Genomic DNA, 14,694 nt, shown 5'->3' with positions numbered 1-14,694 from the left:
TCTGCGCTAAACCCTGGCCTGAGCTGCCATCTGCGCCGTCTCATGATGATCCAGCGCCCGCTCCACCAACAACTGCACCCCATCCGCCATGCGGCTGAGCGCCAAGGCTACAGAGCGGCGTGAGCCTTCCACATCGTCCGCCAGATCGGCAGCAATGGCGCTGATGGACAGCAGGTCTTCGGATGAATTGGCCAGAAGGGCTTCGGTGTCGATATCGGGGGAGACGCTGAATAGGTGATGTTTGCGGCGCTTGCCCGGTTTTTCATGGCGTGGGAAGTAGTAGGAAAAGACGCGGTCGGCGGCTTCCTTGAGTTTTTCAGCTTCGAGGGATGCTTCGGAACCGGTGTCGGTTTCCGGCGGGTTGGGAGTTGGTTTGAACATGGCAAAGATCCTTGTAGTGATGGAGCTGCCGTTTTTCGTTTTCCAGACGAAAAGGGTGGCAGCTGTACGCGGACTGGAAAAACCGAGAAAGGATCAAACCCGGCAGACCCGAAGGTCTCCCACGCACAGCCGCCATAACTTAGAACTACGGAGCAAAAAAAGCGCCGCATTATGTCATGTGCATTGATCCTGTTCTTCGGGTTTTCCAGACCCGATCGCTGAATTGGCAGCGACCCGGAAACGATAAAGATCAACGCAAAACCGCACCAGTCGGCGGGTTCCGGCATTGCTGTAGGCAGCGACGCCAGACTGCGTAGCCGCTCACCCTTCCTGCGGAGAAACTTTTAAACACAAATCCCCATTTGGCTGGCGAAGGTTGAAGAGTCCCAAAAAGGGACTGATTGGTCCTTTTTTGGGACTTGTCGATGATTGCTGTGGAGCTTTCTCAGGACAGATGTTTCAACACAAAAACCAGGTGTGTTCGAAATCCACCCCTCACCCCAGCCCTCCCGAAACGTCGGACCGCCCCAGAGGGGAGAGGGGGAAAGGGAGCAGATCTCCATGCTTTTCAAAGCCTGAGTTCGACTCGGAATCTCAGGTCGATGTATAGCGAAAGCCACCTCGGTCAGTCCCCTCGCCCCTCTGGGGAGAGGGTTAGGGTGAGGGGTGGATCTAACAGCCACCCAATATTTCAAATCATTACCCTGACCGTAACGATCCGTCTCTCTGCTTGATTGATGCCCCCCACCCAACGCTCCTAAGGTGACTCCCACGACAGCGAACCCGTGGAGTGGTCATGACAACAACAATATCCCCCGACTCGCGATGGACGCGGCGGCGCAGCGAAAAGCAGCGGCGTCTCGAGCTGGTACGGGGTCTCGCCGACGGTGTGGTCCTGCCCACCGACAAAATCGTTGCGGCGCTGGAGGCATTGATCCTGCCCGGCGACCGTGTGGTGCTGGAGGGCAATAACCAGAAGCAGGCGGATTTCCTGTCCCGCTCCCTGGCCAAGGCTGATCCCGCGAAGCTGCATGACCTGCACATGATCATGCCCAGCGTCGGACGCTCCGAGCATCTGGATCTGTTTGAACGCGGCATCGCCCGCAAGCTCGATTTCTCCTTCGCCGGCACCCAGAGCCTGCGCATCAGCCAGCTGCTGGAAGACGGCCTGCTGGAAATCGGCGCGATTCACACCTACATCGAGCTCTATGCGCGGCTGGTGGTCGACCTGATTCCTAACGTCGTGCTCTCGGCCGGTTTCATGGCCGACCGCGCCGGCAACATCTACACCGGCCCGAGCACCGAAGACACCCCCGCATTGATCGAACCGGCCGCCTTCAGCGACGGCATCGTCATCGTTCAGGTCAATCAACTGGTGGACGATGTCAGCGAGTTGCCTCGTGTCGACATCCCGGCCTCCTGGGTCGACTTCGTGGTGGTGGCGGACAAACCGTTCTACATCGAACCGCTGTTCACCCGCGACCCACGCCACATCAAGCCTGTGCATGTGTTGATGGCGATGATGGCGATCCGCGGGATCTACGAAAAACACAACGTCCAGTCCCTGAACCACGGCATCGGTTTCAACACCGCCGCCATCGAATTGATCCTGCCGACCTACGGCGAATCCCTCGGCCTGAAAGGCAAGATCTGCCGCAACTGGACGCTCAATCCGCATCCAACCTTGATCCCGGCCATCGAAAGCGGCTGGGTCGAAAGCGTGCATTGCTTCGGCACAGAATTGGGCATGGAAAACTACATCGCCGCCCGGCCCGATGTGTTCTTCACCGGACGCGACGGCTCTCTGCGTTCCAACCGCATGTTCTGCCAACTGGCCGGGCAATACGCGGTGGACCTGTTCATCGGCGCCACGCTGCAAGTCGACGGCGACGGCCATTCCTCCACCGTGACGCGCGGCCGCCTGGCCGGTTTCGGTGGTGCGCCGAACATGGGCCACGACCCGCGTGGCCGTCGTCACGGCACACCGGCCTGGCTCGACATGCGTCACGACGATGCGCCCGAAGCGCTGCTGGAGCGAGGCAAGAAACTCGTAGTGCAAATGGTCGAGACCTTCCAGGAGGGCGGAAAACCGACCTTCGTCGAAACCCTCGACGCCGTGGAAGTGGCGAAGAAAAGCGGCATGCCGCTGGCGCCGATCATGATCTACGGCGACGACGTGACCCACCTGCTCACCGAAGAAGGCATCGCCTATCTCTACAAAGCGCGTTCGCTGGAAGAACGTCAGGCAATGATTGCCGCCGTCGCCGGAGTCACCGTGATCGGTCTGCGCCACAACCCGAAAGACACCGCGCGCATGCGCCGTGAAGGGCTGATCGCCTTGCCCGAAGACCTCGGCATCCGCCGCACTGACGCCACCCGCGAATTGCTGGCGGCGAAAAGCGTGGCTGATCTGGTCGAGTGGTCCGGTGGCCTCTACAACCCGCCCGCCAAGTTCAGGAGCTGGTAATGCACGCATTTAACCTGCAACCGAAAACCCTGTCGTTGGCTGAGCGGCTGGCGGATCTGGCAGTGGACGCGCTGATCGACGAAGCGGACCTGTCGCCGAAACCGGCGCTGGTCGACCGTCGCGGCAATGGCGCGCACACCGATTTGCACCTTGGGCTGATGCACGCTTCGGCGCTGTCCCTGTGGCCTGCGTTCAAGAAAATGGCTGAAGCCGCCACCGAGTTTGGTGAAGTCGGTCTGCCGCTGCGCGAAGCCATTGGCCTGATCGGTCGTGAAGGCGAGGAAGTGATGCTCGCCACCACGGGCGGCGTGAACACTCATCGCGGAGCCATCTGGGCCTTGGGTCTGTTGGTCGCGTCGGCTGCACTGGAACCCGAATCCACTGGCGCAGGCGCCATTACCTTGCGCGCCGCACGTCTGGCCTTGCTCGACGACCGTTACGCGCCGCGTCCTCTGAGCCACGGCGCGCAAGTCGCTCAGCGTTACGGCGCACGCGGTGCCCGTGAAGAAGCACAGCTCGGTTTCCCAGCAGTGATTCAGCGTGCTCTGCCACAACTCAAACGCAGCCGCGCCGCCGGTCATGGCGAGCAGAACGCCCGGCTCGATGCCTTGCTGGCGATCATGACGAATCTGGCCGACACCTGCGTGCTTTACCGCGCAGGCGAACAAGGCCTGCACACCATGCAACTCGGCGCCCAAGCCGTGCTCGATGCGGGCGGCAGTGCCAGCCTCGCCGGCCGCCGCCGTTTGCATGAGCTGGACCAACAACTCATCGCGTTGAATGCCTCGCCCGGCGGTGCTGCCGACTTGCTCGCAGCCTGCCTGTTCATCGACCGCATCGAGTCTGGCGACGGCCTCATCCAGGGAGCTTTTTGATGGAAACCTTATCTTTTGAATTCCCCGCCGGGCAGCCGCCACGCGGCCGGACGCTGGTGGGTTGTGTCGGCTCGGGCGATCTGGAAGTGCTGATCGAACCGGGTCAGGCTGGCAAGCTGACGATCAAGGTGCAGACCTCGGTCAACGGCGCCGAACAGCGCTGGCAGCATCTGTTCGCGCGGATGTTCGACGGTCAGACACCGCCTGCGATGGCGATCGATATCCACGATTTCGGCGCCACGCCGGGCGTGGTGCGCTTGCGTCTGGAACAAGGCTTTGAGGAGATCGGCCATGACTGATCTCTTACAGCCATCCCTACAAAGACGCAGCTTCGTTGAACTCGGTGCCCGGCAACGGGCGAAAGCCTTGCTCGACGCCGGCACCTTCCGCGAACTGCTCGACCCGTTTCAGCGCGTCATGTCGCCATGGCTGTCGCGCCAGGGTGTGGTGCCGCAAGCCGATGACGGCGTGGTGATCGCCAAGGGCAGTATCGGCGGTTTGCCGGTGGTGATCGCCGCCATCGAAGGTGCATTCCAGGGCGGCAGCCTCGGTGAGGTCGGCGGGGCGAAGATTGCCGGTGCGCTGGAGCTGGCGGCCGAAGACAACCGCCACGGCGTTCCGACCCGCGCCGTGTTGCTGCTGGAAACCGGTGGCGTGCGCTTGCAGGAAGCCAACCTCGGGCTGGCGGCGATTGCCGATATTCATGCGGCGATTGTCGATCTGCGCCAATACCAGCCAGTGGTTGGTGTGGTGGCGGGCAGCGTGGGTTGCTTTGGCGGGATGTCGATTGCTGCCGGGTTGTGCAGCTATTTGCTGGTGACTCAGGAAGCGCGGCTTGGCCTGAACGGTCCGCAAGTGATCGAACAGGAAGCCGGGCTTGAAGAATACGACTCCCGTGATCGTCCCTTCATCTGGAGCCTGACCGGTGGTGAGCAACGTTTCGCCAGTGGTTTGGTGGATCGTTTTGCCGCCGACGATGTGGCGCAGGTTCAGCAGCAGGTCAGCGAATTGCTTAAGCAAGGTTTGCCTGCGCAACAACGCAGCCGTCAGGCCGAGCTGTTCCTGCAACGCTTGGCCCGTCTGGACGCCGAGCCGCAAATCGAGCCGTCAACGGTTCGCGATCTGTATCAAGGAGAGCGCTCATGAGTTCGTATTCCCTGAGAGGTTTGAACTGGTTCAACGCCTTGAGTACGGGCGCGAAACCGGTTGATGGCTTGCCCGCTTCATTGAAGGTTGCCGACGGCGTAGTGGGTGACCAGCCCGTTCGCTTTATCGCGGTGGTGGCTGATCCCGACAACCGTTTTGTCCGCGCCCGCAATGGCGAGGTCGGTCTGCTGGAAGGCTGGGGCTTGGCCAAAGCCGTGGATGACGTCATCGCAGCAGATCTGGATAAACCGCAGAAACGCGCCTTGATCGCCATTGTCGATGTGCCGAGCCAGGCCTACGGTCGGCGCGAAGAAGCGCTCGGCATTCATCAAGCTTTGGCCGGTGCCGCGGACAGTTATGCCCGCGCCAGACTGGCCGGCCATGCGGTGATCGGTTTGCTGGTGGGCAAGGCGATGTCCGGGGCGTTTCTGGCTCATGGGTATCAGGCCAATCGGCTGATCGCCCTGCGCGATCCCGGCGTGATGGTTCACGCGATGGGCAAGGCTTCGGCCGCGCGGGTGACGTTGCGCAGCGTCGAAGAACTCGAAGCCTTGGCCGCCAGCGTGCCGCCGATGGCGTACGACATCGACAGTTACGCGAGCCTTGGACTGCTTTGGGAAACCTTGTCGGTGGAACAGATCGAGCAGCCGACGGCGGCGGATCTGACGCGGGTGACTGAATGCCTGAGCCAGGCGATTGGCGATGTCGCAACCAGCGGCCGAGACCTGAGCAGCCGCTTGGGCGCGAGCAACCGTGCGGCGTCGAGCCAGGTTCGCCGATTGCTGAGAGAGCAGTGGTGAACACGCTTCTGGCCCACGACCTGCTCTGGGGGATGACCCCGGAGCAGTTGCCTGCGGATGCGCCTTCGTGGGTGATCGAGTCGATCAGTGCGGGTCAACCGGTGGTGGTTCGGCGTGCGTTGAGTGCGGCGGATCACATCTCGGTCGGGGTGCGTGGGCGTTTGCGTGAGCAGCGGTATGCAACGGTGATGTCGGTCGATGCGATCCAGCGTCACGTACGGCCGGAAGCGCTTTGCCATGTCTCGATTGATCGGGATTTGCCGGCAGTGCGCGCCCTCAATCTACTGCGGCCGATGCTCGATTCCTGTGAGTGGGTCTGGGGTGTCAGCGGCAGTGCCGGGTTTGAATTGGCCAGCGGTTTTCAGGCGTTGCATGAGGGCAGCGATCTCGACTTGATCCTGCGTACACCGCAGCCGTTGGATCGTGTCCAGGCGCAGGCATTGGTGAAACTTCTCGATGCCGCGGTGTGCTTGGTGGACATGCAGCTGCAAACGCCAAACGGCGCTGTCGCCCTGCGCGAATGGGCCGGTCCCTCGCAACGGGTCCTGCTAAAAAACGCCAGTGAATCCTGTCTGGTAAGCAATCCCTGGAACCCGCAGGAGCAAGCAGCGTGAGCAGCTTGCTGGTGTTCCCCGGCCAGGGCGCGCAGCAGCCGGGCATGCTCCATCGTTTGCCTCGGGAAACAGTGATCGAGGCGAGTGAAGTGCTTGGCGAAGATACATTGCTGCTGGATTCTGCCGAGTCATTGAAGTCGACAAGGGCTGTTCAGCTTTGCTTGCTGATTGCCGGCGTCGCGGCTTCACGCCAGTTGCGGTTGGCGGCGGATTACGTGGCCGGGCTTTCCATCGGCGCTTACCCGGCAGCGGTGGTCGCCGGCGCCTTGAGCTTCAGCGATGCGCTGCATCTGGTCAGCCTGCGCGGTGAGTTGATGCAACAGGCTTATCCACAAGGCTATGGAATGACGGCAATCATCGGTCTGGATCTGGCCACTGTGGAAGGCTTGCTGGCTCAGGTGCACAGCGTCGACACGCCGGTTTACCTGGCCAACATCAACGCCGATAACCAGGTGGTCATTGCCGGCAGCGATGGCGCGATGAAAGCGGTGGCCGAGTTGGCGAAAGGTCGCGGTGCAGGTCTGGCCAAACGTCTGGCCGTCAGCGTGCCGTCCCATTGCCCGCTGCTGGACGCACCGGCGAAAACCTTGGCCGAAGCCTTCGCCAAGGTGCAGCTGAAAACACCATCGGTGGGTTACCTGAGCGGCAGTCGTGCTCGGCCCGTCATCAACACCGACGCCTTGCGTGACGACCTGGCGTTCAACATGTGCCGCGTCGTCGATTGGCGCGGCACGGTACAAAGCGCCTACGAGCGCGGCGTACGTCTACAGATCGAACTGCCGCCCGGTGCGGTGCTGACCGGGCTGGCGCGCCGGGTGTTCGAGCAGGGCACCGTGATTGCCTTCGACGGTGCGCGGCTCGATACCTTGCAGGCGCTGTTGCGTGAGGAGGGAAGCCGCCACCTCTAGAACACCGACTCAGGCCTTCGAACAACAAAAACAACATTCGACGATGCACTTTGAGGACAACAACAATGATTATTTACGGTGTGGCGCTGTTGGCGATTTGTACGCTGGCAGGGGTAATCGTGGGAGACATGCTCGGCGTGTTGCTGGGTGTGAAATCAAACGTCGGCGGCGTCGGGATCGCGATGATCCTGTTGATCTGCGCGCGATTGTGGATGCAAAAACGCGGCGGCATGACCAAGGATTGCGAGATGGGCGTCGGTTTCTGGGGCGCCATGTACATTCCAGTGGTGGTGGCGATGGCGGCGCAACAAAACGTTGTCACCGCTCTGCACGGTGGCCCGGTGGCGGTGCTGGCGGCGATCGGTTCGGTAGTGATCTGCGGTTGCACCATTGCGCTGATCAGCCGGACTCACAAAGGCGAACCGTTGCCCGATGAACCGGCGGAAATAACGCCGGTCGGCACTCCAGTAGGAGGTCGCTGATATGTGGGAACACATTGAGAAGGGGCTGACCAATAACAGTCTGGTGACGGCGTTCGCGTTCGTCGGCGTGATCATGTGGGTGTCGGTGGTGTTGTCCAAGCGCCTGACGTTCGGACGGATTCACGGTTCGGCGATTGCCATCGTCATCGGGCTTGTACTGGCCTGGGTCGGCGGCACCATGACGGGCGGGCAAAAAGGCCTGGCGGACCTGACGCTGTTTTCCGGCATCGGTTTGATGGGCGGCGCCATGTTGCGGGACTTTGCGATCGTCGCCACGGCGTTCGAAGTGCAAGCCACCGAAGCGAAAAAGGCCGGTTTGATCGGTGTGATTGCGCTGCTGCTGGGCACGATCCTGCCGTTCATTGTCGGCGCAAGCATGGCCTGGGTGTTCGGTTATCGCGATGCGATCAGCATGACTACCATCGGCGCGGGTGCGGTGACCTACATCGTCGGGCCGGTGACCGGGGCGGCGATTGGCGCGAGTTCCGATGTGGTGGCGTTGTCGATTGCCACCGGGTTGATCAAGGCGATTTTCGTGATGGTCGGCACACCGATGGCGGCGCGCTGGATGGGGCTGGATAACCCGCGCTCGGCGATGGTGTTTGGTGGGTTGGCCGGGACGGTGAGCGGTGTGACAGCCGGGTTGGCGGCGACGGATCGGCGGTTGGTGCCTTATGGGGCGTTGACGGCGACGTTTCACACCGGGCTTGGGTGCTTGCTTGGGCCATCGTTGTTGTACTTCATTGTTCGCGGGATTGTTGGCTGACTGATCGTTCCCACGCTCTGCGTGGGAATGCCTCAATGGACGCTCTGCGTCCGCTTTGGGACGCAGAGCGTCCCGGGCTGCATTCCCACGCAGAGCGTGGGAACGATCATTGGGTGGCCTGGCGATTGGCATACATTCGACACTCCGCCAACAACGCCAGCAAATTCGGATCCCGCTCCTTGGCCTTCAAGAACACCACCCCAATGTGCTGCTGCAACCGATACTTTTCCTGCAACGGAATCAGCTTCACCCGATTCTCATACACCGCCGCAATCCGTCCCGGCAGCAACGCATAACCCACGCCCGAGCTGACCATGCTCAGCAGGGTGAAGATGTCGTTGACCTGCATCGCCACCTTCGGTTCGAACCCCGCCTGCTTGAACACCCGATTACCGTCCTGATGCGTGGCAAAGCCCTGGGTCAGCGTAATGAATGTCTCGTCGCGCACTTCGGCAAGGTCGACCTCGGTCCGTTGGGCAAACTTTGAATCCGCCGGTGTGGCGAGAAAGATGTCGTCGGAAAACAGCGGGATCTGCTCGCAGTCCGGGTCGTTGACGCTCTCGTCCAGCGACACCAGGATCGCATCGACTTCCATGTTCTTGAGCTTGTACAGCAGGTCAAAGTTCGAGCCGAGGATCAGGTCGATGTTGAGTTCGCTGCGGCGGATCTTCAGGCCCATGATCAGCTGCGGCACCGTTTTCACCGTCAGCGAATACAACGAGCCGAGCTTGAAACGCTCGGCAGAGAACCCGGCGGCTTCGCGGGTCAGGCGCACGGTTTCGACCACGTCCTGAATCAGCTTCTGCGCCCGTTCTTCCAGCACATAAGCACTTTCCAGCGGCGTGAGATTGCGGCCTTCGTGCTTGAACAGCGGGCAGCGCAGGGCGCTCTCCAGGGAATGGATCGCCCGGTGCACGCTGACGTTGCTGGTCTGCAATTCGGCGGCAGCCCGGGCCAGGTTGCCGGTGCGCATGAAGGCCAGGAACACCTCGAGTTTTTTCAGGGTCAACTCTTCATCGATCAGCATGATGCAGACTCTTATTCGAATGGCTCGATTGTGCACGTATGCGATCTTTTGTAGCAGCTGTCGAGTGAAACGAGGCTGCGATTTTTCAAGATCAAAAGATCGCAGCCTCGTTTCACTCGACAGCTCCTACAGTTTGCGCGATGTTGCAGTGAATTTTGAGGTGAGCAACACATGTATCACGGGGAAAGATTGAACGCCTGGACGCATCTGGTCGGGGCGGTGGCAGCGGTGGTCGGGGTGGTGTGGATGCTGGTGATCGCCGGCATGGACGGCAGCCCGTGGAAGATCGTCAGCGTGGCGATCTACGGGTTTACCTTGCTGGTGCTTTACAGCGCGTCGACCGTTTACCACAGCGTGCGTGGGCGCAAGAAAGAGATCATGCAGAAGGTCGATCACTATTCGATCTATCTGCTGATTGCTGGCAGCTACACGCCTTTTTGTCTGGTGACATTGCGCGGGCCGTGGGGCTGGACGCTGTTCGGGATTGTCTGGGGGCTGGCGCTGATCGGCATCCTGCAAGAGATCAAGCCGCGTTCGGAAGCGCGGATTCTGTCGATCGTCATCTATGCGGTGATGGGCTGGATCGTGCTGGTGGCGGTCAAGCCGTTACTGGCGGCGTTGGGCAGTACGGGTTTCGCCTGGCTGGCGTCGGGCGGCGTGCTGTACACCGTGGGCATTGTCTTTTTTGCGCTGGACAGTCGTTTGCGCCATGCCCACGGGATCTGGCACCTGTTCGTGATCGCCGGGAGTTTGCTGCACTTCGTGGCGATTCTGTTTTATGTCCTTTGAGAGCTCTACGGGATCAAGCGATCCAGCTGCGCCTGCGCCCGTCGGCTGAACACCTGCAACAAGTCGCTCAAGGTGTGGGGTGGCGGTTCGTCGGCGCGGGTTACCGCGTACAGGGTGATCGGTAGTGCTGGCGCCAGAGGTCGAATCGCCGTGGCGGCGGGGGACGCGCCGAGTGCGGTAAACGGATCGATCACCGCCAGCCCGGCACCGGATTCAACCATCGCCCGCGCCAGCGAATAGGTCTGCACGGCGATGCGAACCCGTGGCGGCGGATTGACCGCCTCAAGGTAGCTGTCGAGCCTGGCCGCCAGCGGGTCGGCGCTGGACAGGCCGATCAGCGGCGCACCAGCCAGTTCGATCAAAGGCAACGGTTGGCTCAAGGCGTCGTCGGCCCAATAACCCAAAGGCGCCAGCGCCACCAAAACCCCGCAGGCCAACACCTGCGCCTTCAGGCCCGGGTGATCCGGTGGTTGCAAGGTCAGCGCGACATCCACTTCGCGCATCAACAAATTCTGCATCAGCTCACGGCTGTGGGCGCTGGACAGTTCGCAGACAATGTCCGGGTAACGTTGCGTCCACTCGTTGATGGCCGGCGGCAGCAGTGACAGGGCCAGCGCCGGGATCGCGCCAATCCGTACGCTGTGCCCCGGCTCGCGACGCAGGCTCTGGGCCAGACGCCGCACGCCTTGCAGGCTTTCGGTGACCTTGTCGACTTCGCGCTCAAGCTCCAGCGCTTCGGGTGTGGCCTGCAATTTACCGCGCACCCGCAGGAATAACGGGAAGCCCAGTTGCTGCTCGGCGTGTTGCAGCACTTTGCTTACCGCCGGCTGCGATACATGCAGCAACTGCGCGGCGCCACTGACCGAACCGGTCTGGCGAATGGCCTGGAAAATCTCGATGTGTCGCAGTCGCATGGCAAGTCCATAACCTTTGTTTATGGGTCAGGCATCTTTATGCATTGTTCAACGCCTGTCACCTGGTCCTAACCTGAAGCCTGTTTCAACAACGGTTAAGGACAGACATGGCTCAGCGGGTTTGCATCATCGGTGGCGGCGTCATCGGGCTGACGACGGCTTACGCACTGGTTCGCGACGGCATCGACGTGACACTGATCGAGGCCCGGGACTCGCTGGGCAGCGAGACCAGTTTCGCCAACGGCGGGCAGTTGTCCTACCGCTACGTCGCGCCACTGGCCGATGCCGGCGTACCGTTGCAGGCGCTTGGCTGGATGCTGCGCGGTGACTCGCCGTTGAAGCTGCGCCCGCGCCTGGACCCGGCGCAATGGCGCTGGATGGCGTCCTTCCTGGCGGCCTGCCGTCGTTCGGTGAATCAGCGCAACGGCGCGCACCTGCTGCGTCTGGCGCTGCTGAGCCAGTCCACGCTGCAAGGCTGGCGCGACGAAGACCGCCTCGACGGTTTCGACTGGCGGCGTAACGGCAAACTGGTGACGTTTCGTGAAACCGCGAGTTTTGAACATGCGCGCCATGGCCTGGCCGATCCGCAACAGCAACAGGTGTTGTCGCGGGCCGAATGCGCGCAGCTGGAGCCTGCACTGGCCGAGGCGCCGTTTGTGGGCGCGATTTATACCCCTGACGAAGAAGTCGCCGATTGCCATGCCTTCTGCCTGCAATTGCTGGCTCGACTCCAGGCGTCGGGGCGTTGCGAGTTTTTGCTCGGGCGCAAGGTCACCGGTATTCGCCACGCGGGCGGCGCGGTGCAGGCCGTCGAAATGGGTTCGCAAGTGCTGCCGGTCGAGCAACTGGTAATTGCCGCCGGTCATCGCAGTCCGGCGCTGGCGTTGCCGGGCATGAGCCTGCCGCTGTATCCGCTCAAGGGCTACAGCCTGACCTTGCCGATCCGCGCCGAACATCGCGCGCCGGAGCTGAGCATCACCGATTACAACCGCAAGATCGTTTACGCCCGCATCGGTGAACAATTGCGCGTGGCGGCGATGGTCGACATTGTCGGTTTCGACACGGCGCTCGACCCCAAACGCCTGGCGCTGATCAAGCGCCAGGCGCAGGAAACCTTACCCAATGCCGGCGATTACGATGCTGCCATCGAATGGGCTGGTATGCGCCCGGCCACCCCCAGCGGCGTACCGTTGATCGGCGCCACGGCGTACCGCAATCTCTGGCTCAACCTCGGCCATGGTGCCCTGGGGTTTACCCTGGCTTGTGGCAGCGCCCGGGTGCTCAGCGAGTTGATCGCCCGGCGCACACCTTCAATCGAAATGCAGGGCCTCGCCCCCCGCGTCGCCTGACTTGAAAAGGAAGATCGAATGAACATCAACCGAATCAACAGCAACAGCCGCCTCTCTGGCGCGGTGACCTTTGGCGATCTGGTGTTTCTCTCGGGACAGGTTCCGGGTGACAGCACCGACGTCACCGGCCAAACCGCCGAAGTGCTGGCGAAGATCGATGCGTTGCTGGCCGAAGCTGGCAGCGACAAGGATCATCTGCTCAACGCGACCATTTACCTGAACGACATTGGCCGCGACTTTGCCGCCATGAACGAGGTCTGGTCGCAGTGGCTGTCACCGGGCAAAGCGCCGACCCGCACCACCTTGCAGGCGCAACTGGCCCGTCCAGAAGTGCTGGTGGAAATCACCGTGATCGCCGCCCGCCGCTAATCGCCTTACCCACAACGGAGAATAACAATGCAAAAAATCACGTTGATCGGCTGCACCCTCGGCCTGCTGCTCGCCAGTCAGGTCCAGGCCAACGAAGCGCCGCTGACCGGCACGCTGAACAAGGTCGCCAATGCCAAGAGCATCACGCTGGGCTATCGCGACGCGTCGGTGCCGTTCTCCTACGTGGGTGATCACACGGGGCAGCCGATGGGCTATTCGGTGGACCTGGCGAGCAAGATTGTCGAGCGCATCAAGCAAAAACTTGAACTGCCGGATCTGCAGGTGAAGTACAACCTGGTGACCTCGCAAACGCGCATTCCGCTGGTGCAGAACGGCACGGTCGACCTTGAGTGCGGTTCCACCGGCGTGACCGCCGAGCGCATGCAGCAAGTGGCGTTTTCCTACGGGTTTATCTACGTGAAGGGGCAGTTGCTCACGGCGAAGGACAGCGGCATCAAAAGCTTCGCCGACCTGCGCGGCAAGAACGTCGTGACCACCGCCGGCACCACCAACGAGCGGTTTCTGAAGAGCTACAACGTCGATCACAAGATCGATATGTTCGTGATCAGCGCCAAGGACCACGGCGAAGCCTTCCAGATGCTGCAGTCAGGTCGGGCGGCGGCGTTCTATATGGATGATGCGCTGCTTTACGGCGAACGCGCCAAGGCCCGCGATCCGCATAACTGGGTGGTGGTGGGGGAGGAGCAGTCGCGGGAAATCTACAGCTGCATGGTGCGCAAGGGCGACCCGCAGTTTCTCGAATTGGTGAACTCGACCCTCGCCGATCTGTACAGCTCGGGCGAGATCAACGGCATCTATCAGCGCTGGTTCCAGCAACCTATTCCGCCCAAAGGCCTGAACCTGGAATTCCCGATGACCAGCGAGTTGAAAGCAATCATCGCCAAGCCGGTGAGTGATCCGGTGCAATAGTTCCGAATGATCGTTCCCACGCTCTGCGTGGGAATGCCTCTAGGGACGCTCTGCGTCCAGTGACGCGGAGCGTCACGGGCTGCATTCCCACGCAGAGCGTGGGAACGATCAGAACCTAGAAGTCGCCCCAAAGTTGTTGCGCCACCGCCAATGCCACGACGGGCGCGGTTTCGGTGCGCAGCACTCGAGGACCGAGGCGGGCGGCGTGAAAACCACCAGCCTTGGCCTGCTCGACTTCAGCGTCGGACAACCCGCCTTCCGGGCCGATCAAAAACGCGAGCGTCGCCGGTTTCGCATGGCTCACCAATGGCTCGGCCACCGGATGCAGCACCAACTTCAATTCTGCCTGGGTCTGCTTCAACCAATCCGCCAACAGCAGCGGCGGATGAATCACCGGCACCCGTGAACGCCCGCATTGCTCGCACGCGCTGATCGCAACCTGGCGCCAGTGCATCAGGCGTTTGTCGGCGCGTTCGTCCTTCAGCCGGACTTCACAGCGGTCGCTGAAGATCGGGGTGATTTCAGTGACACCCAGTTCGGTGGCTTTCTGAATCGCCCAGTCCATCCGCTCGCCACGGGACAAGCCCTGACCGAGATGGATCTGCAAGGGCGACTCGACTTGCCCGGCGAAGCTTTCATCGATCTGCACGACGACGCGCTTCTTGCCGACCTCCACCAGCGTGGCGCGAAACTCATGGCCCGAGCCGTCGAACAGTTGCAACGCATCACCCTCGGCCATGCGCAGCACGCGACTGATGTAATGGGCCTGGGCCTCGGGCAACTCGTGTTCGCCAGTGCTCAAGGGGGCGTCGATAAAGAAGCGGGACAGTCTCATGCGGATTCTCTTTAATTTGATCGTTCCCACGCTCTGCGTGGG

17 protein-coding genes are annotated in these 14,694 nt (G+C 61.6%); 13 read left to right on the top strand and 4 right to left on the bottom strand.

All coding sequences use genetic code 11. The annotated features are described in order from the left end of the window. Positions 1 to 6: 6 nt before the first annotated feature. Positions 7 to 381 (bottom strand): DUF6124 family protein, encoded by a 375-nt coding sequence (locus ACMXYI_RS05020; RefSeq protein ID WP_415771992.1) that lies wholly within the window; start codon positions 379 to 381, stop codon positions 7 to 9. 796 nt (positions 382 to 1,177) lie between these two features. Between ACMXYI_RS05020 and mdcA the strand changes: the two genes are divergently transcribed. From mdcA to madM, 9 genes are all read left to right on the top strand, one after another. Beyond that, positions 1,178 to 2,848 (top strand): malonate decarboxylase subunit alpha, encoded by a 1,671-nt coding sequence (gene mdcA, locus ACMXYI_RS05015; protein WP_046053657.1) that lies wholly within the window; start codon positions 1,178 to 1,180, stop codon positions 2,846 to 2,848. After that, positions 2,848 to 3,723, top strand: coding sequence for a triphosphoribosyl-dephospho-CoA synthase (locus tag ACMXYI_RS05010; protein ID WP_415771991.1), 876 nt, complete (start codon positions 2,848 to 2,850; stop codon positions 3,721 to 3,723). The genes mdcA and ACMXYI_RS05010 overlap by 1 nt, the downstream gene beginning before the upstream one ends. Next, positions 3,723 to 4,022 (top strand): malonate decarboxylase subunit delta, encoded by a 300-nt coding sequence (locus tag ACMXYI_RS05005; protein ID WP_008026217.1) that lies wholly within the window; start codon positions 3,723 to 3,725, stop codon positions 4,020 to 4,022. Before ACMXYI_RS05010 ends, ACMXYI_RS05005 begins: the two co-directional genes overlap by 1 nt. Further along, positions 4,015 to 4,869, top strand: a complete 855-nt coding sequence (locus ACMXYI_RS05000; protein ID WP_415771990.1) for a biotin-independent malonate decarboxylase subunit beta — start codon at positions 4,015 to 4,017, stop codon at positions 4,867 to 4,869. Before ACMXYI_RS05005 ends, ACMXYI_RS05000 begins: the two co-directional genes overlap by 8 nt. After that, positions 4,866 to 5,669 (top strand): biotin-independent malonate decarboxylase subunit gamma, encoded by an 804-nt coding sequence (gene mdcE, locus ACMXYI_RS04995; protein ID WP_415771988.1) that lies wholly within the window; start codon positions 4,866 to 4,868, stop codon positions 5,667 to 5,669. The genes ACMXYI_RS05000 and mdcE overlap by 4 nt, the downstream gene beginning before the upstream one ends. After that, positions 5,663 to 6,283, top strand: coding sequence for a malonate decarboxylase holo-ACP synthase (locus tag ACMXYI_RS04990; protein ID WP_415771987.1), 621 nt, complete (start codon positions 5,663 to 5,665; stop codon positions 6,281 to 6,283). Before mdcE ends, ACMXYI_RS04990 begins: the two co-directional genes overlap by 7 nt. Further along, positions 6,280 to 7,191 carry a malonate decarboxylase subunit epsilon gene (gene mdcH, locus ACMXYI_RS04985; RefSeq protein WP_415771985.1) on the top strand — a complete coding sequence of 304 codons (912 nt, stop codon included), beginning with the start codon at positions 6,280 to 6,282 and terminating at the stop codon, positions 7,189 to 7,191. The genes ACMXYI_RS04990 and mdcH overlap by 4 nt, the downstream gene beginning before the upstream one ends. A 65-nt stretch (positions 7,192 to 7,256) precedes the next feature. After that, positions 7,257 to 7,673 carry a malonate transporter subunit MadL gene (gene madL / locus ACMXYI_RS04980; protein WP_046045246.1) on the top strand — a complete coding sequence of 139 codons (417 nt, stop codon included), beginning with the start codon at positions 7,257 to 7,259 and terminating at the stop codon, positions 7,671 to 7,673. Between the two features lies 1 nt (position 7,674). Continuing rightward, positions 7,675 to 8,439 (top strand): malonate transporter subunit MadM, encoded by a 765-nt coding sequence (gene madM / locus ACMXYI_RS04975; RefSeq protein ID WP_415771983.1) that lies wholly within the window; start codon positions 7,675 to 7,677, stop codon positions 8,437 to 8,439. Between the two features lie 106 nt (positions 8,440 to 8,545). On the opposite strand, the gene ACMXYI_RS04970 is transcribed toward madM, so the two are convergent. After that, the gene (locus tag ACMXYI_RS04970; RefSeq protein WP_109785615.1) at positions 8,546 to 9,466 is read right to left on the bottom strand and encodes a LysR family transcriptional regulator; all 921 of its coding nucleotides are present in this window, start codon (positions 9,464 to 9,466) and stop codon (positions 8,546 to 8,548) included. 171 nt (positions 9,467 to 9,637) lie between these two features. Here ACMXYI_RS04970 and trhA point away from each other — a divergent pair, with 171 nt between their 5' ends. After that, positions 9,638 to 10,255, top strand: coding sequence for a PAQR family membrane homeostasis protein TrhA (gene trhA, locus ACMXYI_RS04965; RefSeq protein WP_415771981.1), 618 nt, complete (start codon positions 9,638 to 9,640; stop codon positions 10,253 to 10,255). 5 nt (positions 10,256 to 10,260) lie between these two features. Here trhA and ACMXYI_RS04960 read toward each other — a convergent pair whose 3' ends face one another. Beyond that, complete coding sequence (locus ACMXYI_RS04960) at positions 10,261 to 11,169, bottom strand: LysR family transcriptional regulator (RefSeq protein ID WP_415771979.1); 909 nt, start codon at positions 11,167 to 11,169, stop codon at positions 10,261 to 10,263. Between the two features lie 107 nt (positions 11,170 to 11,276). Between ACMXYI_RS04960 and ACMXYI_RS04955 the strand changes: the two genes are divergently transcribed. The 3 genes from ACMXYI_RS04955 to ACMXYI_RS04945 are packed head-to-tail and all read left to right on the top strand — an operon-like array spanning position 11,277 to position 13,817. After that, on the top strand, positions 11,277 to 12,518 hold the full coding sequence (locus ACMXYI_RS04955; RefSeq protein WP_415771977.1) for a D-amino acid dehydrogenase: 1,242 nt from the start codon (positions 11,277 to 11,279) through the stop codon (positions 12,516 to 12,518). 18 nt (positions 12,519 to 12,536) lie between these two features. Beyond that, a complete protein-coding gene (locus ACMXYI_RS04950) occupies positions 12,537 to 12,887 on the top strand; it encodes a RidA family protein (protein ID WP_046053647.1) in 351 nt (116 codons plus the stop codon). 27 nt (positions 12,888 to 12,914) lie between these two features. Next, a complete protein-coding gene (locus ACMXYI_RS04945) occupies positions 12,915 to 13,817 on the top strand; it encodes a transporter substrate-binding domain-containing protein (protein WP_111448479.1) in 903 nt (300 codons plus the stop codon). A gap of 115 nt (positions 13,818 to 13,932) precedes the next feature. Here the strand turns inward: ACMXYI_RS04945 and ACMXYI_RS04940 are convergent, their stop codons facing one another. Next, positions 13,933 to 14,652 (bottom strand): 16S rRNA (uracil(1498)-N(3))-methyltransferase, encoded by a 720-nt coding sequence (locus ACMXYI_RS04940; RefSeq protein WP_123369139.1) that lies wholly within the window; start codon positions 14,650 to 14,652, stop codon positions 13,933 to 13,935. Between the last annotated feature and the right edge of the window lie 42 nt (positions 14,653 to 14,694).

This window comes from Pseudomonas lyxosi (assembly GCF_047758685.1).
GTDB lineage: Bacteria > Pseudomonadota > Gammaproteobacteria > Pseudomonadales > Pseudomonadaceae > Aquipseudomonas > Aquipseudomonas lyxosi.
The sequence above is the reverse complement of the archived record's forward strand: the minus strand, read 5'-3'. Positions and strand labels throughout refer to the sequence as shown.